Origin of the sequence: Rhodococcus sp. Z13, assembly GCF_025837095.1 — a bacterium.
Taxonomy (GTDB): domain Bacteria; phylum Actinomycetota; class Actinomycetes; order Mycobacteriales; family Mycobacteriaceae; genus Rhodococcus; species Rhodococcus sacchari.
Genome location: NZ_CP107551.1, coordinates 2,472,740 through 2,498,567, shown reverse-complemented (window position 1 = coordinate 2,498,567; position 25,828 = coordinate 2,472,740). Strand labels below are relative to the sequence as shown.

The 25,828-nt window shown below is 68.5% G+C and carries 18 protein-coding genes and 3 rRNA genes; all 21 read left to right on the top strand.

What is annotated here, in order from left to right; translation table 11 throughout:
- Positions 1–13 precede the first annotated feature (13 nt).
- Complete coding sequence (gene argB, locus OED52_RS11385; RefSeq protein ID WP_264151008.1) at positions 14–925, top strand: acetylglutamate kinase; 912 nt, start codon at positions 14–16, stop codon at positions 923–925.
- Entirely contained in the window at positions 922–2,109 is a 1,188-nt protein-coding gene (locus tag OED52_RS11380; protein WP_264151007.1) for an acetylornithine transaminase, read from the top strand. Before argB ends, OED52_RS11380 begins: the two co-directional genes overlap by 4 nt.
- On the top strand, positions 2,106–3,044 hold the full coding sequence (argF, locus tag OED52_RS11375) for an ornithine carbamoyltransferase (protein WP_264154665.1): 939 nt from the start codon (positions 2,106–2,108) through the stop codon (positions 3,042–3,044). The genes OED52_RS11380 and argF overlap by 4 nt, the downstream gene beginning before the upstream one ends.
- Positions 3,045–3,046: 2 nt before the next feature.
- Positions 3,047–3,559 (top strand): arginine repressor, encoded by a 513-nt coding sequence (locus OED52_RS11370; RefSeq protein WP_264154664.1) that lies wholly within the window; start codon positions 3,047–3,049, stop codon positions 3,557–3,559.
- 47 nt (positions 3,560–3,606) lie between these two features.
- The gene (locus OED52_RS11365) at positions 3,607–4,806 is read left to right on the top strand and encodes an argininosuccinate synthase (RefSeq protein WP_264151006.1); all 1,200 of its coding nucleotides are present in this window, start codon (positions 3,607–3,609) and stop codon (positions 4,804–4,806) included.
- 2 nt (positions 4,807–4,808) lie between these two features.
- The gene (gene argH, locus OED52_RS11360; RefSeq protein ID WP_264151005.1) at positions 4,809–6,230 is read left to right on the top strand and encodes an argininosuccinate lyase; all 1,422 of its coding nucleotides are present in this window, start codon (positions 4,809–4,811) and stop codon (positions 6,228–6,230) included.
- 98 nt (positions 6,231–6,328) lie between these two features.
- Positions 6,329–9,340, top strand: a complete 3,012-nt coding sequence (locus OED52_RS11355; RefSeq protein WP_264151004.1) for an AMP-binding protein — start codon at positions 6,329–6,331, stop codon at positions 9,338–9,340.
- 39 nt (positions 9,341–9,379) lie between these two features.
- The gene (locus OED52_RS11350; RefSeq protein ID WP_264151003.1) at positions 9,380–9,601 is read left to right on the top strand and encodes a Trm112 family protein; all 222 of its coding nucleotides are present in this window, start codon (positions 9,380–9,382) and stop codon (positions 9,599–9,601) included.
- Positions 9,598–10,233, top strand: coding sequence for a DNA-3-methyladenine glycosylase (locus OED52_RS11345; RefSeq protein WP_264154663.1), 636 nt, complete (start codon positions 9,598–9,600; stop codon positions 10,231–10,233). Before OED52_RS11350 ends, OED52_RS11345 begins: the two co-directional genes overlap by 4 nt.
- Before the next feature lie 15 nt (positions 10,234–10,248).
- Positions 10,249–11,526, top strand: a complete 1,278-nt coding sequence (gene tyrS / locus OED52_RS11340) for a tyrosine--tRNA ligase (protein ID WP_264151002.1) — start codon at positions 10,249–10,251, stop codon at positions 11,524–11,526.
- A 460-nt stretch (positions 11,527–11,986) separates the two neighbouring features.
- Positions 11,987–13,507 (top strand): 16S ribosomal RNA (locus OED52_RS11335).
- A gap of 298 nt (positions 13,508–13,805) precedes the next feature.
- Positions 13,806–16,934, top strand: a 23S ribosomal RNA gene (locus OED52_RS11330).
- Positions 16,935–17,040: 106 nt separating this feature from the next.
- Positions 17,041–17,157 (top strand): 5S ribosomal RNA (gene rrf, locus OED52_RS11325).
- The 16S, 23S and 5S rRNA genes sit together here, the layout of an rRNA operon.
- 65 nt (positions 17,158–17,222) lie before the next feature.
- Complete coding sequence (locus tag OED52_RS20805) at positions 17,223–18,698, top strand: hypothetical protein (RefSeq protein ID WP_413247651.1); 1,476 nt, start codon at positions 17,223–17,225, stop codon at positions 18,696–18,698.
- The gene (locus OED52_RS11315) at positions 18,695–19,711 is read left to right on the top strand and encodes an HAD-IIA family hydrolase (protein ID WP_264151001.1); all 1,017 of its coding nucleotides are present in this window, start codon (positions 18,695–18,697) and stop codon (positions 19,709–19,711) included. The genes OED52_RS20805 and OED52_RS11315 overlap by 4 nt, the downstream gene beginning before the upstream one ends.
- A 52-nt stretch (positions 19,712–19,763) precedes the next feature.
- On the top strand, positions 19,764–19,994 hold the full coding sequence (locus tag OED52_RS11310; protein WP_264151000.1) for a hypothetical protein: 231 nt from the start codon (positions 19,764–19,766) through the stop codon (positions 19,992–19,994).
- Position 19,995: 1 nt separating this feature from the next.
- The gene (locus tag OED52_RS11305) at positions 19,996–20,820 is read left to right on the top strand and encodes a TlyA family RNA methyltransferase (RefSeq protein ID WP_264150999.1); all 825 of its coding nucleotides are present in this window, start codon (positions 19,996–19,998) and stop codon (positions 20,818–20,820) included.
- On the top strand, positions 20,817–21,776 hold the full coding sequence (locus tag OED52_RS11300) for an NAD kinase (protein WP_264150998.1): 960 nt from the start codon (positions 20,817–20,819) through the stop codon (positions 21,774–21,776). Before OED52_RS11305 ends, OED52_RS11300 begins: the two co-directional genes overlap by 4 nt.
- A 1-nt stretch (position 21,777) precedes the next feature.
- Positions 21,778–23,547, top strand: a complete 1,770-nt coding sequence (gene recN / locus OED52_RS11295) for a DNA repair protein RecN (protein ID WP_264150997.1) — start codon at positions 21,778–21,780, stop codon at positions 23,545–23,547.
- 142 nt (positions 23,548–23,689) lie between these two features.
- Positions 23,690–24,874 carry a putative cytokinetic ring protein SteA gene (gene steA / locus OED52_RS11290; RefSeq protein ID WP_264150996.1) on the top strand — a complete coding sequence of 395 codons (1,185 nt, stop codon included), beginning with the start codon at positions 23,690–23,692 and terminating at the stop codon, positions 24,872–24,874.
- On the top strand, positions 24,871–25,818 hold the full coding sequence (locus tag OED52_RS11285; RefSeq protein ID WP_264154662.1) for a copper transporter: 948 nt from the start codon (positions 24,871–24,873) through the stop codon (positions 25,816–25,818). The genes steA and OED52_RS11285 overlap by 4 nt, the downstream gene beginning before the upstream one ends.
- Positions 25,819–25,828: the final 10 nt, after the last annotated feature.

The following is a 25,828-nucleotide window of genomic DNA, read 5'->3' as shown; positions in this document are numbered from 1 at the left end:
CACAGGAGACGACGTGACCGACCCCCTCATCGCTGACCTGACCTCGCACCAGAAGGCGTTCGTGCTCGCGGAGGCCCTGCCCTGGCTGCAGAAGTTCCGCGACAAGATCGTCGTCGTCAAGTACGGCGGCAACGCCATGATCGACGACACCCTCAAGGCCGCCTTCGCCGCCGACATGGCGTTCCTGCGCACCGTCGGCATCCACCCCGTGGTCGTGCACGGCGGTGGCCCGCAGATCAACGCCATGCTGAAGTGCCTCGGGATGGAGGGCGAGTTCCGCGGCGGCTTCCGCGTCACCACCCCCGAGGTCATGGACGTGGTGCGCATGGTCCTCTTCGGGCAGGTCGGCCGCGAACTCGTCGGCCTCATCAACAGCCACGGCCCCTACGCCGTCGGCACCTCCGGTGAGGACGCCGGTCTGTTCACCGCCACCCGCCGCACCGTCGTCGTCGACGGCGAGGAGACCGACATCGGCCTCGTCGGCGACGTCACCGCCGTCGACCCCACCGCCGTGCTCGACCTCATCGCCGCCGGCCGCATCCCCGTGGTGTCCACCATCGCGCCCGACGCCGACGGCGTCGTGCACAACATCAACGCCGACACCGCCGCGGCCGCGCTCGCCGAGGCGCTCGGCGCGGAGAAACTCGTCGTCCTCACCGACGTCGAAGGCTTGTACACGAACTGGCCGGACCGCAGCTCGCTCACCTCGCGGATCGACGCCGCCGAGCTCGCCGCGCTGCTGCCCTCCCTCGACTCGGGCATGGTCCCGAAGATGGAGGCCTGCCTGCGCGCCGTGCAGGGCGGGGTGCCCACCGCCCACGTGATCGACGGACGGCAACCGCACTCCGTGCTCCTCGAACTGTTCACCGAAGAAGGCATCGGCACCATGGTGGTGCCGGCGCCGCACCAGGAAGGCTCCCGATGACCGGCACCTCCGACCTCCAGCAACGCTGGGCGGGCTCGCTCATGCACAACTACGGCGTGCCGAAGGTCGCGCTCGTCGCCGGTGAGGGCGCCGTGCTCACCGACGCCGACGGCAAGCAGTACGTCGACCTGCTCGGCGGCATCGCCGTCAACAGCCTCGGCCACCGCCACCCCGCGATCATCGAGGCCGTCACCGCGCAGCTGAACCAGCTCGGGCACGTGTCCAATCTGTACGCCTCTCCGCCGGTGATCGAACTCGCCGAGAAGCTCCTCGACCGTTTCGGCCACGAGGGTCGCGCGTTCTTCTGCAACTCCGGCACCGAGGCCAACGAGGCCGCCTTCAAGATCGCCCGGCTCACCGGCCGGCCCAAGATCATCGCCTGCGAGAAGGCCTTCCACGGCCGCACCATGGGCGCCCTCGCCCTCACCGGCCAGCCCGACAAGCGGGCCCCCTTCGAGCCCATGCCCGCCGGCGTCGAGTTCGTGCCCTACGGCGACCTCGCCGCACTCGAGGCCGCCGTGGACGAGAACACCGCCGCGGTCTTCATCGAGCCGATCATGGGGGAGTCCGGTGTCGTCGTCCCGCCCGAGGGCTATCTCGCCGGCGCCCGCCGCATCACCGCCGAGCGCGGCGCGCTGCTCGTGCTCGACGAGGTGCAGACCGGCATCGCCCGCACCGGCACCTTCTTCGCCCACCAGGCCGCCGGCATCACCCCCGACGTGATGACCCTCGCCAAGGGCCTGGGCGGCGGACTGCCCATCGGCGCCGTCCTCGCCACCGGCCCGGCCGCCGAACTGTTCCAGCCCGGCAAGCACGGCACCACCTTCGGCGGCAACCCGGTGTGCGCTGCGGCCGCCCTCGCGGTGCTGCGCACCATCGACGAGCAGAACCTGCTCGACCACGTGAACTCCGTCGGCAAGACCCTCGCCGCCGGCATCGAGGCCCTCGGACATCCGCTCGTCGACCACGTCCGCGGCTCCGGTCTGCTCCTGGGCATCGTGCTCACCGCCGCCAAGGCCCCCGCCGTCGAAGCCGCCGCCCGCGAGGCCGGCTTCCTCGTCAACGCCGCCGCGGCCGACGTCATCCGCCTCGCGCCGCCGCTGATCCTCACCGACCAGCAGGCCGAGAGCTTCGTCACCGCGCTGCCCGCCGTCCTCGACACCGCCGACCGGGAAGGGAACTGACCCCCGTGCTACGCCACTTCCTGCGCGACGACGACCTCACCCCGGCCGAACAGGCCGAGGTCCTCGAACTCGCCGCCGAACTGAAGCGGGCCCCGCTGTCGCGCCGCCCCCTCGAAGGGCCGCTCAGCGTCGCCGTGCTGTTCGACAAGACCTCCACCCGCACCCGCTTCTCCTTCGACGCGGGCATCGCCCAGCTCGGCGGCCACGCCATCGTCGTCGACACCGGCTCGACCCAGATCGGCAAGGGCGAGACCCTCGAGGACACCGCCCGCATGTTCTCCCGCTTCACCGAAGCGGTGGTGTGGCGCACCTACGGCCAGGACCGCATCGAGACGCTCGCCGCGCACTCGACGGTCCCGGTCGTCAATGCCCTGACCGACACCTTCCACCCCTGCCAGGTCCTCGCCGACCTGCAGACCATCCGCGAGAACAAGGGCGCCACCGCGGGCCTGCGGATGACCTACTTCGGGGACGGCGCCAACAACATGGCGCACTCGCTCATGCTCGGCGGCGTCACCGCCGGCATGCACGTGACCATCGCCTCCCCGGACGGCTTCACCCCCGACCCCGAGGTCGTCGCCGCCACCCGCGCCCGCGCCGAGCAGACCGGCGGCAGCGTCACGATCACCGGCGACCCGCGCGCCGCCGCCACCGGCGCCGACGTGCTCGTCACCGACACCTGGGTGTCGATGGGCCAGGAGGCCGACGGCAAGGACCGCGAGGCCCCCTTCCGTCCCTTCCAGCTCGACAGCGACCTCGTCGACCTCGCCGACGGCGACGCGATCGTGCTGCACTGCCTGCCCGCCTACCGCGGCAAGGAGATCACCGCCGAGGTCATCGACGGCCCCCGCTCGGTCGTCTGGGATGAAGCCGAGAACCGCCTGCACGCCCAGAAGGCTCTGCTCGTGTGGCTGCTCGAGCAGAGCAGGAGCTGACCGTGGGCACCGCGGCGAACCACCATGCGGACAGCCCCGCGAGCGCACGCACCCGCGCCGCGCGGCAGGCCCGCATCGTCGCGTTGCTCTCCACCCACGCGGTCCGCAGCCACACCGAACTCGCCGCCCTCCTCGCCGAGGACGGCATCGAGGTGTCCACCGCGACCCTCTCCCGCGACCTCGAGGAACTCGGCGCCGTCAAACTGCGCGCCGCCGACGGGGGAGCGGGCGTGTACGTCGTCCCCGAGGACGGCAGCCCCGTACGGGGCGTGACCGGAGGCACCGACCGCCTGTCCCGGTTGCTCGGCGAACTGCTGGTCTCCACCGACTCCAGCGGCAACATCGCAGTGCTGCGCACCCCGCCCGGGGCGGCGCACTATCTGGCCAGCGCGCTGGATCGGGCATCATTACCCGAGGTGGTCGGAACGATTGCGGGCGACGACACCATCGCCGTCATCGCCCGCGAACCGACGACGGGAGCCGAACTGGCCGCGAAGATCGAATCACTCGCCTGACCTACCACACATAGACGCACGTCGAAATACAAAGGAGCACAAAGACAATGGCCGATCGCGTCGTACTCGCCTATTCCGGCGGGCTGGACACCTCCGTTGCCATCAGCTGGATCGGCAAGGAGACCGGCAAGGAGGTCGTCGCCGTCGCCATCGACCTCGGCCAGGGCGGCGAGGACATGGACGTCGTGCGGCAGCGTGCCCTCGACTGCGGAGCCGTCGAATCCATCGTCGTCGACGCCAAGGACGAATTCGCCGATGAATACTGCCTGCCCACCATCCAGGCCAACGCGCTCTACATGGACCGCTACCCGCTGGTCTCGGCGATCAGCCGCCCGCTGATCGTCAAGCACATCGTCAAGGCCGCCCGCGAACACGGCGGCACCGTCGTCTCCCACGGCTGCACCGGCAAGGGCAACGACCAGGTCCGCTTCGAGGTCGGCTTCGGCGCCCTCGCCCCCGACCTCGAGGTCATCGCGCCCGTCCGCGACTACGCCTGGACCCGCGAGAAGGCCATCGCCTTCGCCGAGGAGCACGGCCTGCCCATCAACGTCACCAAGCGCTCGCCGTTCTCCATCGACCAGAACGTCTGGGGCCGCGCCGTCGAGACCGGTTTCCTCGAGGACCTGTGGAACGCCCCCACCAAGGACGTCTACTCCTACACCGAGGACCCCACCGTCCACTGGCAGGCACCCGACGAGCTCATCGTCAGCTTCGAGGCCGGCCGCCCCGTCGCCATCGACGGCAAGCCCGTCACCGTCCTCGAGGCCATCCAGGAACTCAACCGCCGCGCCGGCGCCCAGGGTGTGGGCCGCCTCGACATGGTCGAGGACCGCCTCGTCGGCATCAAGAGCCGCGAGATCTACGAGGCCCCCGGTGCCATCGCCCTGATCACCGCCCACCAGGAACTCGAGCACGTCACCCTCGAGCGCGAGCTCGGCCGCTACAAGCGCCGGGTCGAGGAGCGCTGGAGCGAGCTGGTCTACGACGGTCTGTGGTTCTCCCCGCTCAAGAGCGCCCTCGACGCGTTCGTCGCCCACACCCAGGAGCGCGTCACCGGCGACATCCGCATGGTCCTGCACGGCGGCCACATCACCGTCAACGGCCGCCGCAGCCCCGAGTCGCTGTACGACTTCAACCTCGCCACCTACGACGAGGGCGACAGCTTCGACCAGTCCAACGCCAAGGGCTTCGTGCAGATCCACGGCCTGTCGACGAAGGTCGCCGCCAAGCGCGATCTGGGCCTGTAACCATGACCACTCACGGCACCAACGAAGGTGCCCTGTGGGGCGGCCGGTTCGCATCCGGACCGGCCGCCGCCATGGCGGCGCTGAGCAAGTCCACGCACTTCGACTGGGCACTCGCCCCTTACGACGTGCGCGCCTCGCAGGCCCACGCCAAGGTCCTCCACCGCGCCGGGCTCCTCACCGACGACGACCTCGCGACGATGCTCGACGGCCTCGAGCGCCTCGCCGCCGACGTCGCCTCCGGTGCCTTCACCCCGGCCGAATCCGACGAGGACGTGCACGGCGCACTCGAACGCGGCCTCATCGAACGGGTCGGACCCGAGGTCGGCGGACGTCTCCGCGCGGGCCGCTCCCGCAACGACCAGGTCGCCACCCTGTTCCGCATGTGGCTGCGCGACAGCGCGCGGCGCATCGCCGACGGGGTCCTCGACGTCGTCGACGCCATCGCCGGCCAGGCCGCCGCCCATCCCGACGCGGTCATGCCCGGCAAGACCCACCTGCAGGCGGCGCAACCGGTGCTGCTCGCGCACCACCTGCTCGCCCACGCCCACCCGCTGCTGCGGGACGTCGACCGGCTGCGCGACTTCGACAAGCGCGCGGCGGTCTCGCCCTACGGCTCGGGTGCCCTGGCCGGTTCGTCGCTCGGGCTCGATCCCGACGCGATCGCCGCCGACCTGGGCTTCGACTCGGCGGCGGACAACTCCATCGACGCGACCAGCTCCCGCGACTTCGCCGCCGAGGCGGCGTTCGTGTTCGCGCAGATCGCCGTCGACCTGTCCCGCATGGCCGAAGAGGTGATCCTGTGGAGCACCCCCGAGTTCGGGTACGTCACCCTCGCCGACGAGTGGTCCACCGGATCGTCGATCATGCCGCAGAAGAAGAACCCGGACGTGTCCGAGCTCACCCGCGGCAAGGCCGGCCGGCTCATCGGCAACCTCACCGGACTGCTCGCCACCCTCAAGGCGCAGCCGCTCGCGTACAACCGCGACCTGCAGGAGGACAAGGAACCGGTCTTCGACTCGGTGGCACAGCTCGAACTGCTGCTGCCGGCGATCACCGGACTGGTGAGCACCCTCACCTTCCACACCGACCGCATGGCCGAACTCGCCCCCGCCGGATTCACCCTCGCGACCGACATCGCCGAGTGGATGGTCCGCCAGGGCGTGCCCTTCCGCGTCGCCCACGAGGCGGCCGGGGCGTGCGTGCGGACCGCCGAGGCGCGCGGCGTGGGCCTCGAGGACCTCACCGACGAGGAGCTCGCCGCCGTCGACCCGGCGCTGACCCCGCAGGTGCGGGAGGTGCTCACCGTCGAGGGTTCGATCGCCTCGCGCAACGCCCGCGGCGGTACCGCCGGGGTGCGTGTCGCCGAGCAGCTCGAGCGTGTGCGCGAGAACAGCGCGCAGCTGAGGGGCTGGGTGCGCGACTGACATCGGTGCCATCGTCCCGGAGACGAGACGAGTCGACCGGGACGGTGGCACCGATGTGGCACGCTTGCACATGAACGGCCATCCGGGTGGGTACCGGCATGGGCAGGCGTGTAGGAGGGTTCGTGGCACTGGACACCGATGTAGTGGCCGAGTCGGTCCGGCGGCTCGTCGCCACCGCTCAGAACGGTCTCGAGGTGCTCCGCTACGGCGGGCTCGATCCGGGGGCGCCCTCGTCGCCTCATCAGGTCGTCGAGCGCACCTCGATGTACCGGCTGCGCCGCTACTTCCCGAACTCCGACACCGCCTCGTCCGGCATCCCCGTCGTCCTCGTACCCCCGATGATGGTCTCCGCCGAGGTCTACGACGTCACCCGCGACGCCGGCGCCGTCGGCACCCTCCACGAGATGGGCCTCGACCCCTGGGTCGTCGACTTCGGCTCGCCCGACCAGGAGGAGGGCGGCTGGAAACGCACCCTCACCGACCACATCCTCGCCCTCGACGAGGTCGTCGACCACGTCCGCTCCTACACCGGACGGGACGTGCACCTCGGCGGCTACTCGCAGGGCGGCATGTTCTGCTACCAGGTCGCCGCCTACCGGCGCAGCCGCGGCATCGCCAGCCTGATCACCTTCGGCAGCCCCGTCGACACCCTCGCCGCGCTGCCCTTCGGCATCCCCGAGATCCTCGCCACCCGATCCGCGGACTTCCTCGCCGACCACGTCTTCAACCGCCTGTCCATCACCGGATGGATGGCCCGCACCGGCTTCCAGCTGCTCGACCCCGTCAAGACGGTGCGCTCGCGCATCGACTTCCTGCGTCAGCTCCACGACCGCGAGGCCCTGCTCCCGCGCGAACCGCAGCGCCGCTTCCTCGACGACGAGGGCTGGGTCGCCTGGTCCGGACCCGCCGTCGCCGAGGTGCTGCGCCAGTTCATCGCGCACAACCGCATGGTCAGCGGCGGCTTCGTCATCAACGACCGCGCGGTGACCCTCGCCGACATCACCTGCCCCGTCCTCGCCTTCGTCGGCGAGGTCGACGACATCGGCCAACCGCTCGCCGTCCGCGGCATCCGCAAGGCCGCCCCACGCGCCGAGGTCTACGAATACACCCTGCGCGCAGGACATTTCGGTCTCGTCGTCGGGACCGTCGCATCGCAGCAGACCTGGCCCGCGGTGGGGGAGTGGGTGCAGTGGCGCGAGGGCATCGGCGACCGCCCCGTGGGCATGGCCACCATGGCCGTCCCCGACCCGGAGGCCGACCACGGCACCGGCGTCTCCATCGCCTCCCGCGTGACCCACACCGTCGCCACCCTCGCCGACGTCGGCACCGAGGTCGGCAAGGGGGTCACCGACCTGGCGGTCGGCGCCGTGCGCGGCGCCCGCGGCCTGACCGGCGAAGCCGTGCGCGCACTGCCGCGCCTGGCCCGGCTCGGGCAGATCCAGCCGCGCACCCGCATCTCCGTCGGCAGCCTCCTCTCCGAGGTCGGCCGCAAGAACCCCCACCGCGAGTGCTTCATCTTCGAGGACCGCGTCTACACCTTCGAGGCGGTCAACCGTCGCATCGACAACGTCGTGCTCGGCCTCGTCGACAGCGGCGTCCGACCCGCCATGCACGTCGGCGTCCTCATGGACGTGCGGCCCAGCGCCATGGCCGCCGTCGCCGCCATCTCCCGCATCGGCGCCGTGTCGGTGCTCATCCCGCCCGGCCCGGACGTCGCCGAAGCCGTCCGGCTCGGGGGTGTCGAGAAGATCGTCACCGACCCCGAGAACCTCGACAGTGCCGTCGCCACCGGGCTGCCGGCCCTCGTCCTCGGCGGCGGCGACGTGCGCGACCTCGACGTCGATCCCGACGCCGACGTCGTCGACCTCGAACGACTCGACATCTCCGGGGTGCAGCTGCCCGGCTGGTACGTCCCCGATCCCGGCCTGGCCCGCGAACTCGCCTTCATCCTGTTCAACGGCAGCGGCGACACCCTCTCCGTACGCCGGGTCACCAACTACCGGTGGGCGCTGTCGGCCTTCGGCACCGCGACCGCCGCGTCGCTCGGCCGCGGCGACACCATGTACTGCCTCGCGCCGCTGCACCACTCCTCCGGTCTGCTCGTCAGCTTCGGCGGGGCCCTCGCCGGCGGCGCCCGCATCGCACTGTCCCGCGGACTGGACCCCTCGCAGTTCAGCGACGAGGTGCACCGCTACGGCGTCACCGTCGTCACCTACACCTGGTCGATGATGCGCGAGGTGCTCGACAGCCCGTCGCTGCACATCGACGCCATCCACCCCATCCGCCTGTTCATCGGCTCCGGCATGCCACCCGGCCTGTGGCGACGCACCCTCGAACGCTTCGAACCGGCGCGCGTGCTCGAGTTCTACGCCTCCACCGAGGGCAACGTCGTGCTCGCCAACGTCTCCGGCGCCAAGATCGGATCGAAGGGCCGGCCCCTGCCCGGCAGCGCCGACGTCCGCCTGGCCGCCTACGACGCGGCCACCGGACGGCTCGTCGAGGACGAACGCGGCTTCGTCCGCGAAGCGCAGGACGGCGAGGTGGGCCTGCTCCTCGGCCGCCCCGGCCCCTCCGCCTCGGTGCTGAGCACCGTCATGCGCGGCGTCTTCGAGGCCGGCGACATGTGGGTGTCCACCGACTTCCTGTTCCGCCGCGACGCCGACGGCGACTACTGGCTGCTCGACAACCGGCGGGCCGTGATCCCCACCCACCACGGACCGGTGTTCTCCCAGATCGTCGCCGACGTGCTCGACTCCATCCCGCGCGTCGACATCGCCGTCGCCTACGGCATCACCGTCGGCGGCACCGACATCGCCGTCGCCGCGTGCACCCTGCGCGAGAACAAGGCCCCGACCGCCGCGGAGATCACCGCCGCCTTCGACGCGATCCCACCGGACGAACGTCCCGACCTCGTGCACGTCGTGCGGGACATCCCCCTCGGCCCGTCCTACCGGCCCTCGGCCGATGCGCTCCGCGAGCGGGGACTGCCGACCCCGACGGTGCGCACCTGGTACCTGGATCCCGGCACCGGCACCTACAAGCGGTTCACCAAGGCGGTCGCCGCGGAATGGAAGGCGGCCACGGCCGGGACGTCGACCGGTGCGCGGTAGCCTGGGTCCGGTTCGCTTCCGCCCCACGAAAGGACATCCGTGGCTGTCGATCCCACTCTCCTGAGCATCCTGGCCTGCCCCGAGGACAAGGGGCCGCTGCTGCTCGTCGACGACACGGTGCTCTACAACCCGCGTCTGCGCCGGGCGTACCCCATCGAGAACGGCATCCCCGTGCTGCTCGTCGACGAGGCCCGCGAGGTCACCGACGCCGAACACGACGACTATGTGGCGCGTGGCGTCGCCGGCTGGAGTCAGGACTGACCGGCACCCGCCGCACCGTCCACGATCTCGAGGCGCTCACCCCGCTCGAGGCGGCCGAGGCGCTGCTCGGGGCCACCGTCCGGGTCGGTGACGCGGCCGTACGCCTCACGGAGGTCGAGGCGTACGGCGGACCGGAGGACGGACCCTGGCCCGACCCGGCCGCGCACTCCTATCGCGGGCGGACCCCGCGTAACGCGGTGATGTACGGACCGGCCGGGCACCTGTACGTCTACCGCAGCTACGGCCTGCACTTCTGCGCCAACGTCTCCCTCGGCCCCGACGGGGTCGCCGGAGCCGTACTGCTGCGCGGCGGTGAGGTCGTCGACGGCGAAGCCGCCGTCCGCACCCGCCGCACACCGGGCACCCCCTTCGGCAACCTCGCGCGCGGACCCGGCAATCTCGCGGCCGCACTGGGGCTGACCCTGGACGACAACGGCATCGACGTGGGGGCCGCGCACGCGCGGGTGCGCGTGACCCTCGCCGACGGAGCGCCCGCCGGAGAGGTCCGGCACGGTCCGCGGGTGGGCATCAGCACCGCCGCCGACCGGCCCTGGCGGGTGTGGGTCGCCGGCGCCGTCGGAGTGTCCGCCTACCGCAGAAGCCCACGCGCGCCCGCGGCCCCGAAGCCGTAGTGGGATGATCGAGCGGTGACTGAGCACATTCTCGACGAACTGACCTGGCGCGGGCTCATCGCGCAATCGACCGATCTCGACGCCCTCAGGCGCGATCTCGATGCGGGTCCGATCACCCTCTATGCGGGCTTCGATCCCACCGGGCCCAGCCTGCACGCCGGTCACCTCGTGCCGCTCCTCGCGCTCAAGCGCTTCCAGCGTGCCGGCCATCGGCCCATCGTCCTCGCCGGCGGCGCCACGGGCATGATCGGCGATCCCCGGGACGTGGGGGAGCGCACCATGAACTCCGCGGACACCGTCGCCGAATGGGCCGAGCGGATCCGCGGCCAGCTCGAACGGTTCGTCGACTTCGACGACTCCCCGACGGGCGCGATCATCGCCAACAACATGGACTGGACCGGCAAGCTGTCGGCCATCGACTTCCTGCGCGACATCGGCAAGCACTTCTCGGTGAACGTCATGCTCGCGCGCGACACGGTCAAGCGCCGCCTCGAGTCGGACGGTATCTCCTACACCGAGTTCAGCTACATGCTGCTGCAGGCCAACGACTACGTGCAGTTGCGCCGCGAGTACGGCTGCGCGCTGCAGGTCGGCGGCTCCGACCAGTGGGGCAACATCATCGCCGGTGTCGAGCTCAACCGCCGCACCGACGGTGCGTCCGTCCACGCGCTGACGGTTCCGCTGGTCACCTCGTCCGACGGAAAGAAGTTCGGCAAGTCCACCGGCGGCGGAAGCCTGTGGCTCGACCCCGAGATGACCAGCCCTTACGCCTGGTACCAGTACTTCGTCAACGCGGCCGACGCCGACGTCGTCAAGTACCTGCGCTGGTTCACCTTCCTCGACAAGGAGGAGCTGGCCGAGCTCGAGACCGCGACCCTCGAGCGTCCCCACGCCCGCGAGGCACAGAAGCGTCTCGCTGCGGAGATGACCACCCTGGTGCACGGCGCGCACCACACCGCCGCCGTGGAGCTGGCGAGCCGCGCCCTGTTCGGCCGCGGCGAACTCGCCGAGCTCGACGAGGCGACTCTCGCCGCCGCACTGACCGAGGCCTCGGTGACCGAACTGCATCCGGGTGAACCGAACACCATCGTGGATCTGCTCGTGGCGTCGGGTCTGTGCGAGAGCAAGGGCGCGGCCCGCCGCACGATCAAGGAGGGTGGCGCCTCGGTGAACAACGTCCGCGTCTCCTCGGAGGAGTGGACTCCGGAGGACGGCGAACTGCTGCACGGACAGTGGCTCGTGCTGCGTCGCGGCAAGCGGAACTTCGCCGGCGTCCGCGTCGTCCGGGGCTGACCCGGTTCGCCGACGCTGGCGGGCCTCTGACCAGCGGATTTGACGGCTCGTTAGCGTCGGCGTAACTTAGTCGTCGTTCGAGCGACACGGAACACCGACCCGGACCGCACGGTTCGGCAGTAAGCGTGTCCACGAAGTCGCTTCGAACGGCGATTCACCCCCGAATCGCAGGATCTGCCGGGTTGCGGATCCGAAATCGGGTGTGATAGCTTGGAACGGTTGCCCCGGAGCGGGCCGGACACCAGTCCGGAACGTGATGGTGTGTGCGTGTTCTTTGAGAACTCAACAGTGTGCCGATGAATGTCAGTGCCAAATTTTTTTGGTGCAGCCACTTCTAGCGGAGTGGTTGTTTGCTGGTCGTCTCGTTCTTCCGTCTGGGGCGATCGGTATTTGAGTTTTTACGCTAGTGATTTGGCTCTACGCTTATGGCTGATTACCCCTTCGGGGGGATCGAGAGTCTTTAACGGAGAGTTTGATCCTGGCTCAGGACGAACGCTGGCGGCGTGCTTAACACATGCAAGTCGAACGATGAAGCCCAGCTTGCTGGGTGGATTAGTGGCGAACGGGTGAGTAACACGTGGGTGATCTGCCCTGCACTCTGGGATAAGCCTGGGAAACTGGGTCTAATACCGGATACGACCTTCTGCTGCATGGCAGGGGGTGGAAAGTTTTTTCGGTGCAGGATGAGCCCGCGGCCTATCAGCTTGTTGGTGGGGTAATGGCCTACCAAGGCGACGACGGGTAGCCGGCCTGAGAGGGCGACCGGCCACACTGGGACTGAGACACGGCCCAGACTCCTACGGGAGGCAGCAGTGGGGAATATTGCACAATGGGCGAAAGCCTGATGCAGCGACGCCGCGTGAGGGATGACGGCCTTCGGGTTGTAAACCTCTTTCAGCAGGGACGAAGCGCAAGTGACGGTACCTGCAGAAGAAGCACCGGCCAACTACGTGCCAGCAGCCGCGGTAATACGTAGGGTGCGAGCGTTGTCCGGAATTACTGGGCGTAAAGAGCTCGTAGGCGGTTTGTCGCGTCGTCTGTGAAAACCCGCAGCTCAACTGCGGGCTTGCAGGCGATACGGGCAGACTTGAGTACTGCAGGGGAGACTGGAATTCCTGGTGTAGCGGTGAAATGCGCAGATATCAGGAGGAACACCGGTGGCGAAGGCGGGTCTCTGGGCAGTAACTGACGCTGAGGAGCGAAAGCGTGGGTAGCGAACAGGATTAGATACCCTGGTAGTCCACGCCGTAAACGGTGGGCGCTAGGTGTGGGTTTCCTTCCACGGGATCCGTGCCGTAGCTAACGCATTAAGCGCCCCGCCTGGGGAGTACGGCCGCAAGGCTAAAACTCAAAGGAATTGACGGGGACCGCACAAGCGGCGGAGCATGTGGATTAATTCGATGCAACGCGAAGAACCTTACCTGGGTTTGACATATACCGGATCGCCTCAGAGATGGGGTTTCCCTTGTGGTCGGTATACAGGTGGTGCATGGCTGTCGTCAGCTCGTGTCGTGAGATGTTGGGTTAAGTCCCGCAACGAGCGCAACCCTTGTCCTGTGTTGCCAGCACGTAATGGTGGGGACTCGCAGGAGACTGCCGGGGTCAACTCGGAGGAAGGTGGGGACGACGTCAAGTCATCATGCCCCTTATGTCCAGGGCTTCACACATGCTACAATGGTCGGTACAGAGGGCTGCGATACCGTGAGGTGGAGCGAATCCCTTAAAGCCGGTCTCAGTTCGGATCGGGGTCTGCAACTCGACCCCGTGAAGTCGGAGTCGCTAGTAATCGCAGATCAGCAACGCTGCGGTGAATACGTTCCCGGTTCTGTACACACCGCCCGTCACGTCATGAAAGTCGGTAACACCCGAAGCCGGTGGCCTAACCCCTTGTGGGAGGGAGCCGTCGAAGGTGGGATCGGCGATTGGGACGAAGTCGTAACAAGGTAGCCGTACCGGAAGGTGCGGCTGGATCACCTCCTTTCTAAGGAGCATCTCCTGTCTCGGACCAGCACGCAGGTGGTGGGGGAGCAGGCAGAGGCCGATTGTCCCCGATCGTGGGACACGGTTGCTCATGGGTGGAACGCTGACAACCATCACCGTGTATGCATCATCCAATAGTGGTGGTGTGCGGTGGTTATATCGGTGCACTGTTGGGTCCTGAGGGAACACGCGAGTGTTTTTTCAGCGACGATGATCCGCGAAACGAGGAGCTTCGGTTTCTTGCGGTAGGGGTTGTTGTGTGTTGTTTGAGAACTGCACAGTGGACGCGAGCATCTTTGTTGTAAGTGTTTATGAGCGTACGGTGGATGCCTTGGCACCAGGAGCCGATGAAGGACGTGGGAGGCTGCGATATGCCTCGGGGAGCTGTCAACCGAGCTGTGATCCGAGGATTTCCGAATGGGGAAACCCAGCACGAGTGATGTCGTGTTACCCGCACCTGAATATATAGGGTGTGTGGAGGGAACGTGGGGAAGTGAAACATCTCAGTACCCACAGGAAGAGAAAACAACAGTGATTCCGTGAGTAGTGGCGAGCGAAAGCGGATGAGGCTAAACCGGGCACATGTGATACCTGGCAGGGGTTGTGTGTTCGGGGTTGTGGGGTTCGATATGTCGACGCTGCCGAGTCGGCCGACAGTCAGAAATCGTTGTGTTAGTCGAAGTGGTCTGGAACGGCCTGTCGTAGAGGGTGAGAGCCCCGTAGACGAAAACATGGCGACTGTCGAATCGGATACCCGAGTAGCACCGGGCCCGTGAAATCCGGTGTGAATCTGTCGGGACCACCCGATAAGCCTGAATACTCCCTGGTGACCGATAGCGGACTAGTACCGTGAGGGAAAGGTGAAAAGTACCCCGGGAGGGGAGTGAAATAGTACCTGAAACCGTGCGCTTACAATCCGTCAGAGCTGGTGCATGATTTGGTTCATGGCTGGTGATGGCGTGCCTTTTGAAGAATGAGCCTGCGAGTTAGTGGCATGTCGCGAGGTTAACCCGTGTGGGGTAGTCGTAGCGAAAGCGAGTCCGAACAGGGCGGTTGAGTGGCATGTTCTAGACCCGAAGCGGAGTGATCTACCCATGGCCAGGGTGAAGCGATGGTAAGACGTCGTGGAGGCCCGAACCCACTTAGGTTGAAAACTGAGGGGATGAGTTGTGGGTAGGGGTGAAAGGCCAATCAAACTCCGTGATAGCTGGTTCTCCCCGAAATGCATTTAGGTGCAGCGTCACGTGTTTCTCACCGGAGGTAGAGCTACTGGATGGTCTAGGGGGCCCACAAGCTTACCGAAATCAGCCAAACTCCGAATGCCGGTGAGTGAGAGCGTGGCAGTGAGACTGCGGGGGATAAGCTTCGTAGTCGAGAGGGAAACAGCCCAGATCGCCGGCTAAGGCCCCTAAGCGTGTACTAAGTGGAAAAGGATGTGGGATCGCTGAGACAACCAGGAGGTTGGCTTAGAAGCAGCCACCCTTGAAAGAGTGCGTAATAGCTCACTGGTCAAGTGGTTCTGCGCCGACAATGTAGCGGGGCTCAAGTACACCGCCGAAGCCGCGGCATTCACACAACACCTCGGAGGGATTACGGTTTCTCCGGCAGTGGTGTGGATGGGTAGGGGAGCGTCGTGCAGCCGTGGAAGCAGCGGGGTGACCCAGTTGTGGAGGCTGCGCGAGTGAGAATGCAGGCATGAGTAGCGAAAGACGAGTGAGAAACTCGTCCGCCGGATGACCAAGGGTTCCTGGGCCAGGTTAATCCGCCCAGGGTGAGTCGGGACCTAAGGCGAGGCCGACAGGCGTAGTCGATGGACAACGGGTTGATATTCCCGTACCCGTGTATCCGCGCCCAATGGCGAGGCAGTTGTGCTAACCGTCCAAAAGTTCTCTTTGTCCCTTCGGGGGCTCTGGGGATGGCTGCACGGGACCCTGGCTGTAGTAGTCAAGCGATGGGGTGACGCAGGAAGGTAGCTGGGCCAGGTGGTGGAATACCTGGTGTAAGCCGGTAGGGCGAATGGTAGGCAAATCCGCCATTCATGGAGCCTGAGAGGTGATGCGTACCCGTTGAGGGGAATTCAGTGATCCTATGCTGCCGAGAAAAGCCTCTAGTGAGTTGGTACACGGCCCGTACCCCAAACCGACACAGGTGGTCAGGTAGAGAATACCGAGGCGATCGAGAGAACTGTGGTTAAGGAACTCGGCAAAATGCCCCCGTAACTTCGGGAGAAGGGGGACCAGCCCTGGTGATGAGTCTTGCACTCTGAGCTGGGGGTGGTCGCAGAGACCAGAGAGAAGCGACTGTTTACTAAAAACACAGGTCCGTGCGAAGTCGTAAGACGATGTATACGGACTGACGCCTGCCCGGTGCTGGAAGGTTAAGAGGACCGGTTAGCGGGGTTTACTCCGCGAAGCTGAGAATTTAAGCCCCAGTAAACGGCGGTGGTAACTATAACCATCCTAAGGTAGCGAAATTCCTTGTCGGGTAAGTTCCGACCTGCACGAATGGCGTAACGACTTCTCTGCTGTCTCGACCACAGACTCGGCGAAATTGCATTACGAGTAAAGATGCTCGTTACGCGCGGCAGGACGAAAAGACCCCGGGACCTTCACTATAGCTTGGTATTGGTGTTCGGTTCGGTTTGTGTAGGATAGGTGGGAGACTGTGAAGCGGTGACGCCAGTTGTCGTGGAGTCGTTGTTGAAATACCACTCTGATCGTATTGGACATCTAACCTCGGACCATGATCTGGTTCAGGGACAGTGCCTGGTGGGTAGTTTAACTGGGGCGGTTGCCTCCCAAAATGTAACGGAGGCGCCCAAAGGTTCCCTCAGCCTGGTTGGCAATCAGGTGTCGAGTGCAAGTGCACAAGGGAGCTTGACTGTGAGACTGACAGGTCGAGCAGGGACGAAAGTCGGGACTAGTGATCCGGCACCGGCATGTGGAAGCGGTGTCGCTCAACGGATAAAAGGTACCCCGGGGATAACAGGCTGATCTTCCCCAAGAGTCCATATCGACGGGATGGTTTGGCACCTCGATGTCGGCTCGTCGCATCCTGGGGCTGGAGTAGGTCCCAAGGGTTGGGCTGTTCGCCCATTAAAGCGGCACGCGAGCTGGGTTTAGAACGTCGTGAGACAGTTCGGTCTCTATCCGCCGCGCGCGTTAGAAACTTGAGGAAGGCTGTCCCTAGTACGAGAGGACCGGGACGGACGAACCTCTGGTGTGCCAGTTGTCCCGCCAGGGGCATGGCTGGTTGGCTACGTTCGGAAGGGATAACCGCTGAAAGCATCTAAGCGGGAAGCCTGTTCCAAGATGAGGTTTCTCACCCCTCGAGGGTAGGCCCGGCAGACCACCGGGTTGATAGGCCGGAACTGGAAGCGCAGTAATGTGTGGAGGTGACCGGTACTAATAGGCCGAGGACTTACCATGAAGGTGTTACGCGTCCACTGTGCGGTATCTGAAACAGCACACACATCAGATGTCGGGCCCGGCGGTGTTCGGGTGGTCGATTCTGGTGCGTGAAGTTTCATAGAGTTACGGCGGCCATAGCGACAGGGAAACGCCCGGTCCCATTCCGAACCCGGAAGCTAAGCCTGTCTGCGCCGATGGTACTGCACTCGACAGGGTGTGGGAGAGTAGGACACCGCCGAACACCCGTTCCGGAAGGGGACCCACAGGAGTGGGTCCCCTTCCGTGTTTTCATGAGAGGATTTTTCTGTGTCCGACAGCAACGGTGAACGTCGGTCCTTCCGGAGTGGAGGATCCACTCCGTGGTCGGGCCGTAAGAACGAGGGCGCCGAGCGCGCCGACGACAATCGCAGCGAAGGGGAGCAGCGAGGCGGTCGCGACGACCGCCGGCAGGGCGGTTTCAGCTCCGGCGGACGATCGTCCGGCCGTGGAGACGACCGCCGCAGCGGCCAGGGCGACCGTCCCTACCGCGGCCGCAATGACGACTCCCGCGGGCGCCGTGACGATCGGCCGCACCGCGAGCGTGACGATCGGCCGTACCGCGAGCGTGACGATCGGCCGTACCGCGAGCGTGACGATCGGCCGTACCGCGAGCGAGACGATCGGCCGTACCGCGAGCGAGACGATCGGCCGTACCGCGAGCGTGACGATCGGCCGTACCGCGAGCGTGACGATCGGCCGTACCGCGAACGCGGTGACCGCCCCTACGGCGAGCGTTCCACCGGCGACGACCGTCGGCGCAGCGACGACCGGCCCCAGCGCCGGGACGATCGCCCCCGCGGTGGTGACGATCGACCGCGCCGCAGTGGAGACGACCGCCGGCAGGGCTCGGATCGTCCCCGCGGCGAACGTACTTACGGCAATCGAGACGACCGTTCCGATCGTCCCCGTGGCGAGCGCAGCTACGGCAACCGTGACGACCGCCGTGGCGGCGACCAGCGCGGCGGTGACCGTCGCGGAGGCGGAGCTCCCCGTCGCCGCGGTGGCGAGGGCGGTTTCGGTCCCGGCCGTGGCCGCGAGGGTGTCGCCCCGCAGCGCCGTGAGGCCCGTCCCGACGAGCCCGATCTGCCCGACGACGTCGAGGCGTCGGAGCTCGACCCGACGATCCGCCGCGACCTGCTCAGCCTGGACAAGTCGAACGCCAACACCGTCGCCCGGCACCTGGTGATGGCCGTCAAGCTGCTCGACGACGACCCGCGTGCCGCTCTGGCCCACGCCCGCGCCGCCCGGCAGCGCGCCGGCCGCATCGCCGTGGTGCGTGAGGCCGCCGGTATCGCCGCGTACCACGCCGGTGAATGGGCCGAGGCCCTGTCGGAGCTGCGCGCTGCCCGCCGGATGTCCGGCGGCACAAGCCTTCTTGCCGTCATGGCGGACTGCGAGCGTGGTCTCGGACGGCCGGAGAAGGCCATCGAGATCGGCCGCAGCGAGGAGGCCCGCGCTCTCACCGGAGACGAGGCCAGCGAGCTGCGCATCGTCGTCGCGGGTGCCCGCATGGACCTCGGTCAGTACGACCAGGCGGTCGTGACGCTGCAGACACCGGATCTCGATCCCGAGCGTCGGGGCACCGCGGCCGCACGCCTGTTCTACGCCTACGCCGACGCTCTCGTCGCGGCCGGCCGGACGGAGGAGGGCCTGCAGTGGTTCCTGCACTCCGCCGCCGCCGACCTCGAAGGCGTCACCGACGCCGAGGAACGGGTGGAGGAACTCACCGGAGAGGCCCCGTGACCGAGGGGAACCTCCCTGTCGGCAAGACTCTCCGCGAGATCTACGACGTCCTGCTGCTCGACCTCGACGGCACCGTGTACCGGGGTGCGCAACCGGTGCCCGGTGCCCGCGAGGCCCTGACCGGTGGCGACGACACCGTCCTGTACGTGACCAACAACGCGAGTCGCCGGCCCGCGGACGTGGCGCTGCACCTGCGCGAACTCGGCTTCCCCGCCGAGGACGCGTCGGTGGTCACCAGCTCCCAGTCCGCGGCCCGGCTGCTCGCCGAGCAACTGCCCGCCGGCACGCCCGTGCTGGTCGTCGGCACCGAGGCGCTGGCCGAGGAGATCGCCGCGGTCGGTCTCGAGCCGGTGCGTACCGCCGACGCCGGTCCGGCCGCGGTCGTACAGGGCCATTCCCCGGACACCGGCTGGGCGATGCTCGCCGAGGCCACCCTGGCGGTGCGGTCCGGTGCCCTGTGGGTCGCCACCAACATCGACTCGACCCTGCCGACCGAGCGGGGGCTCGTGTTGGGCAACGGGTCGATGGTCGCCGCGGTGCGCAACGCCACCGGCGCGACCCCTCTCGTCGCGGGCAAGCCTGCCGCGCCCCTGTTGGAGGACGCGATCCGACGGGGAGCTGCCCGGCGGCCCCTCGTGATCGGCGACCGGCTGGACACCGACATCGAGGGCGCCGACGCCGTCGGCGCCGACTCGCTGCTCGTCCTGACCGGCGTGAGCACCGTCGCCGACCTGCTCCGCGCCCCCGCCCGGCAGCGACCCACCTACGTCGCCGGGTCGCTGACCTCCCTCGACGAGCCGGCCGAGCGGCTGCGTCCCGCCGCGGACCCGGCGTGGACGGTGACCGTCGACGGCGGTGATCTTCACCTCGCCGCCACCGGGGACTCCGACGACCCGATGCAGGCGCTGCGAGCCGTGCTCGATCTCGCCTGGGCCGAGCCCGCATTCGGGCAGGTCGTGGCCGACGACGCACGCGCCCGGGCCGTTCTCGCGGCATGGGGTGTGCCGGCCTGATCCGCACCGGACGGTGTGGAGCGGTCACGGTGATCGACTAGCGTGGACGGCGATGAGCACGTCGATTCCACGTCCGGGCGAACACCTCCCCGGCGCACGCCCCACCGTCGATCCCGCTCGTGTCCACGAGGAGGTCGACGCGTTGCTGACCCGTGTGCGCGAGCAGGGGGAGGGATCCGACCTCCCGATCACCGACCAGTCCCGCCTCCTCGAGCAGGCCGACCTGCTCGAACGCGCCCACGACGTCCTCGTGCAGGCGCTGTCGACCGTGGACAGGATCTGACGTGGCACGCCGGGCACGAGTGGATGCGGAACTGGTCCGCCGCGGACTGGCACGGTCGCGGGAACACGCCTCCGAGCTGATCGCCGCCGGGCGGGTGCTGATCTCCGGCACGGTCGCGACCAAACCCGCGACCGCCGTCGAACCGAACACCCCGCTGATCGTCACCGAGGTCGCCGACGAGGTGAACTGGGCGTCCCGCGGCGCCCACAAACTCCTCGGCGCGCTCGAGGCGTTCACCCCGCAGGGCGTGACGGTCGCGGGCAAGCGGTGCCTCGACGCGGGCGCCTCCACCGGCGGATTCACCGACGTGCTGCTGCACGAGGGGGCCGCGGAGGTCGTCGCCGTCGACGTCGGCTACGGACAACTGGTGTGGCGGCTGCAGTCCGACGAGCGTGTGCACGTGATGGATCGAACGAATGTGCGTAGCATCGACGCCGAGACGATCGGGGGGCCGGTCGACCTGGTGGTCGCCGACCTGTCGTTCATCTCGCTGAAACTGGTGCTCCCGGCGTTCGTGGCCTGCGCGAAGCCCGGCGCCGATCTGCTGCCGATGGTCAAGCCGCAGTTCGAGGTCGGCAAGGACCGGGTGGGCAGCGGCGGCGTCGTGCGCGACCCGGCCCTGCGCACCGAAGCGGTGGTCGACGTGGCCCGCGAGGCGCAGCGGCTCGGCCTGCGCACCCTCGGCGCCGTGGCGAGCCCGCTGCCGGGGCCGTCGGGGAACGTCGAGTACTTCCTGTGGCTGCGGGCCGGTGCGCCGGGGTCGGAGGAACTCGACCCCGAGGTGATCGAACGGATCGAACGTGCGGTGCAGGAAGGACCACAGTGACCACAGGGACCGGGACCCCCGGGACCGGCGCGGAGAACACGGCGCCGTTCGACCGTGAGATCCTGCTCGTCTCCCATTCCGGGCGCGACGAGATCGCCGGTACCGCACTGCGGGTCGCGCGGATGCTGGGGGAGGCGGGCATAGGCCTGCGCACCCTCGACGACGAGGCGGTGGCCAACGGACTCGGCGTCCTCGCCGTGCCCGGCAGCTTCATCCGGGTCGTCGAACCCGGCCCGGAGGCCGCGGCCGGCTGCGAGATGGTGATCGTCCTCGGCGGCGACGGCAGTTTCCTGCGCGCCGCCGAACTCGCCCAGTACGACGCGGTCCCGGTACTCGGCATCAACCTCGGCCGCATCGGTTTCCTCGCCGAGTCCGAGGCCGAACACCTCGAGGAGGCGCTGCTGCAGGTGGTGCGCCGCGAGTACCGCATCGAGCAGCGCATGACCCTCGACGTGACGGTGCGCCTCGAGGACGAGATCCTCGACCGCTGCTGGGCGCTGAACGAGGCGAGCCTCGAGAACAAATCACGGCTCGGGGTGCTCGAGGTGGTGCTCGAGGTGGACGGGCGCCCGGTCTCGTCGTTCGGCTGCGACGGCGTGCTCGTCGCCACCCCGACGGGCTCGACCGCCTACGCGTTCTCCGCGGGCGGACCGATCGTGTGGCCGGAACTCGAGGCGCTGCTGGTCATCCCGAGCAACGCCCACGCGCTGTTCGCCCGGCCGCTGGTCACCAGCCCGGAATCGATCATCGCCGTCGAGACCCTCGCCGGGGGACACGACGGGCTGGTCTTCTGCGACGGGCGACGCATCCTCGAGATGCCGGCCGGGGCCCGGCTCGAGGTGGTACGCGGACGCAACCCGGTGCGCTGGGTGCGTCTGGATTCGGCACCGTTCGCCGATCGGATGGTGCGCAAGTTCGAACTTCCGGTGAAGGGCTGGCGGGGAAGGAAACTCTGAGGTGCTCGCAGAGATCCGGATCGACAATCTGGGTGTGATCTCCGAGGCGTACGCGCGGTTCCACGGAGGTCTGACGGTGCTCACCGGCGAGACCGGTGCCGGCAAGACCATGGTCGTCACGAGCCTGCACCTGCTGTCCGGGGTGCGCGCCGATCCGTCCCGGGTCCGCGAGGGCGCCGCCCGCGCGGTCGTCGAGGGCCGGTTCGAGATCGAACCCGCCCCCAGCCACATCGAGAAGAAGATCGTGGAGCTGCTCGAGTCCACCGGCGCCCAGCGCGACGAGGACGGCAGCATCATCGCGGTGCGCACCGTCGGCAGCGACGGCCGCTCCCGCGCCCATCTCGGCGGACGCAGCGTGCCGGTGGGGGTGCTGTCGGACTTCACCGACCCGCTGCTGACCGTGCACGGCCAGAACGACCAGCTGCGGCTGCTGCGCCCCGACGAGCAGCGCGCCGCCCTCGACCGGTTCGGCGGCAAGGCCGTCGCGGGTCTGCTCGAGCGGTACCGCACGCACCGCCGCCGCTGGCTCGCCGCCCGCGCCGAGCTGACCGAACGCACCGAACGATCCCGCGAGCTCGCCCAGGAAGCCGACCGGCTGCAGTTCGGGCTCGAGGAGATCGACCGTGTCGCTCCGGAGCCGGGGGAGGACCAGCGGATCGTCGAGGAGGTGCGGCGCCTGTCGGATCTCGACTCCCTGCGCGAGGCCGCGACCGCCGCGCACACCGCCCTCGCCGGCGACGAGGACGGTGCCGGCGACGGATTGGGGTCCGCCCTGGATCTGCTCGGGGAGGCCCGCTCCCGGCTCGACGGCAGCGACGACCCGGTGCTGCGTGAACTGGGACCGCGGTTGGCCGAGGCCATCACCGTGGTCACCGACATCACCTCCGACCTGTCCGGCTATCTGTCGGATCTGCCCTCGGATCCCGGTGCGCTCGAGTCGCTGCTCAACCGGCAGGCCGAACTGAAGACCCTCACCCGCAAGTACGCCGCCGACATCGACGGGGTGCTCGAGTGGGCCCGCGACGCCCGGGAACGCCTGTCCGGTCTCGACGTCTCCGCCGAGGCCCTCGACAAGCTCGCCGCCGAGGTGGACGCCGAGGCCGCCGCCACCGCCGAGGCGGCGCAGGCCCTGTCCGCGGCGCGCCGCAAGGTCGCCGGCAAGCTCGCCAAGGCCGTCAGCGCCGAACTGGCCGGGCTCGCGATGGGCCGCGCCGTGCTCGAGGTCCACGTGGGGGAGCGGGAGGCCACCGCCACCGACTCCGCACCCCTGCCCGTCGGCGACCGGCTGCTGCACGCCGGTGAGTCCGGCATCGACGAGGTGGAGTTCCGGCTCGCCGCCCACTCCGGTGCCGGGGCGCGGCCGCTCGCGCGCAGCGCGTCCGGCGGTGAGCTGTCGCGGGTGATGCTCGCCCTCGAGGTGGTGCTCGCCGGCACCGAACGCGGCGCCACCATGGTCTTCGACGAGGTCGACGCCGGGGTCGGCGGGCGGGCCGCGGTGGAGATCGGCCGCCGCCTCGCGCGCCTGGCCCGCACCCACCAGGTCATCGTGGTCACGCACCTGCCGCAGGTCGCGGCGTTCGCCGACACCCACCTCGTCGTCGACAAGGTCGACGACCGGGCCGGGGTGATCAGCAGCGGGGTGCGGACGCTGACGGAGGAGGAGCGGGTCACCGAGCTGGCGCGGATGCTGGCCGGGCTCGACGACACCGAGACCGGCCGCGCCCACGCCGAGGAACTGCTCGCCGTCGCCCACGCAGAGCGTGCCGGCTGACCGGTCCCTCCGGGTTGCCGGGCGGGCCGTGATGTTCACGCCACGGCGGGCCGTGATGTTCACGCCACGGCGGGCCGTGATGTTCACGACCGTCCGGCGCGCCTCCACGACCTCACCCGTATACCAGCGCATCATCTTTGCCATGAAGTTGCCGGCGCTGTTGTCACGGAACAACGAATCGCTGCCCGGAGTGAGTGGCATCGCCCGGGTGGACAGGAACACCGCGAAGTTGCTGCGCCGGGTGGGCCCCGGTGACATCGTCGTCCTCGACGCCATCGACCTCGACCGGGTGACCGCCGACGCGCTCGTCGAGGCCGGCGTCACCGCCGTCGTCAACGCCTCCCCGTCCATCTCGGGCCGCTACCCGAATCTCGGCCCCGAGGTGCTCGTCGCCAACGACATCGTCCTCGTCGACAACGTCGGCGCCGAGGTCTTCAAGAAGATCAAGGACGGCGCCAAGATCCGCCTGCACGAGGGCAACGTCTACGCCGGCGAGAAGCTGCTCGTCGAGGGCGAGGAGCAGACCGAGGTCGAGATCTCCGATCGCATGATCGAGGCCAAGACCGGGCTCGTCGACCACCTCGAGGCGTTCTCCGGCAACACCATCGAGTTCATCCGCTCGGAGAGCCCACTGCTCATCGACGGCGTCGGCATCCCCGACATCGACCTCGACCTGCGCGACCGGCACGTCGTGGTGGTCTCCGACGGTCCCGGCCACGTGCAGGACCTCAAGGACCTCAAGCCGTTCATCAAGGAGTACTCGCCGATCCTCGTCGGCGTGGGTCCCGGCGCGGACACCCTCACCAAGGCGGGCTACAAGCCCGACCTGATCGTCGGCGATCCCGACGAGATCGGCACCGCGACCCTCAAGTCCGGCGCCGAGGTCGTGCTGCCCGCCGACCCGGACGGGCACGCCCCCGGCCTGGAACGCATCCAGGATCTCGGCATCGGCGCGATGACCTTCCCCGCCGCGGGTACCCCCACCGATCTCGCGTTGCTGCTCGTCGACCATCACGGCGCGGCGCTGGTGGTGACCGTCGGCAGCACCGTCTCCCTCGACGAGTTCTTCGATCACGGCCGCCGCGACACCAACCCGTCGGCGGTGATGACCCGGCTGAAGGTCGGTGCGAAGCTCGTCGACGCCAAGGCCGTGGCCACGCTCTACCGCAGCCGCGTCTCCGGCGGAGTGATCGCCCTGCTCGTGTTCGCGGCGCTCATCGCGGTCATCGCCGCGCTGGTCGTGTCGAATCTCGGCGCCGACGTCGTCGAACTCGCGAAACAGTGGTGGGACAGCCTCGTCGAGTGGATCCGGGGTCTGCGCGCGTGATCTCGATGCGCCACCACGCCGTCTCCCTCGTGGCGGTCTTCCTGGCCCTGGCCATCGGCATCGTGCTCGGTTCCGGGCTGCTCGCCGACAGCGTCGTCTCCGGTCTGCGCGACGACAAGGCCGAGCTGCGCCAGGAGGTGCAGGACGCCGAAGACCGGGCCTCGCTGCTCGACGCCCAGCTGCTCGCCGCCGACGGCTTCGACGCCACGGTCGCTCCGAGGATCGTGCGCGACGAACTGCTCGACCGGTCGGTGCTGGTGGTGACCACCCCCGACGCCGACCCGGAGGACCTCGACGCGCTCGTGCGCACCGTGGCCGCCGCCGGTGGCCGCGTCACCGGGCGGGTGTCGCTGACCGAGTCGTTCGTCGACGCGGCCGGCGCCGACCAGCTGCGCACCACCGTCACCAATGTGGTGCCCGCCGGGGTGGAGCTGCAGACCGGCGCCGTCGACCCCGGCAGCCTCGCCGGTGACCTGCTCGGCGCGGTGCTGCTCGTCGACCCGGGCACCGGTCAGCCGCGCAGCACCCCCGAGGAACGGGCCCTGGCACTGAGCACCCTGCGCAGCGGCGGGTTCGTCACCTACGACGACGGCATCGAACCGGCGCAGGCCGCCCTGGTCGTCACCGGCGACCACACCGGCGACCCCGAGCACGCCGGCAACCGGGCGGCGCTGATCGCCCGCTTCGCCGGGGCCGTCGACGGCCGCGGCGCCGGTGCGGTGCTCACCGGCCGGCCCGGCGCGGCGGTCGGCAACGGACCCATCGCCGTGGTGCGGGCCGACGCGGCGCTCGCCGCGGGGTTGTCCACGGTGGACACCCTCGACCGCGAATCGGGGCGGATCACCACGGTTCTCGCGCTGCGCGAACAGGTCGACGGCGGCAGCGGCCGCTACGGCACCGGCCCCAACGCCGCCTCCGTGACCGTCGGCTCGCCCGCCCGCTAGACACCTCCCG

Coding starts and splice junctions, on each gene's coding strand:
- OED52_RS11310 (WP_264151000.1), top strand. CDS start 19,764: ATGAGCACGTCGATTCCACGTCCGGGCGAACACCTCCCCGGCGCACGC.
- OED52_RS11355 (WP_264151004.1), top strand. CDS start 6,329: ATGGGCAGGCGTGTAGGAGGGTTCGTGGCACTGGACACCGATGTAGTG.
- OED52_RS11365 (WP_264151006.1), top strand. CDS start 3,607: ATGGCCGATCGCGTCGTACTCGCCTATTCCGGCGGGCTGGACACCTCC.
- argH (WP_264151005.1), top strand. CDS start 4,809: ATGACCACTCACGGCACCAACGAAGGTGCCCTGTGGGGCGGCCGGTTC.
- steA (WP_264150996.1), top strand. CDS start 23,690: ATGAAGTTGCCGGCGCTGTTGTCACGGAACAACGAATCGCTGCCCGGA.
- OED52_RS11380 (WP_264151007.1), top strand. CDS start 922: ATGACCGGCACCTCCGACCTCCAGCAACGCTGGGCGGGCTCGCTCATG.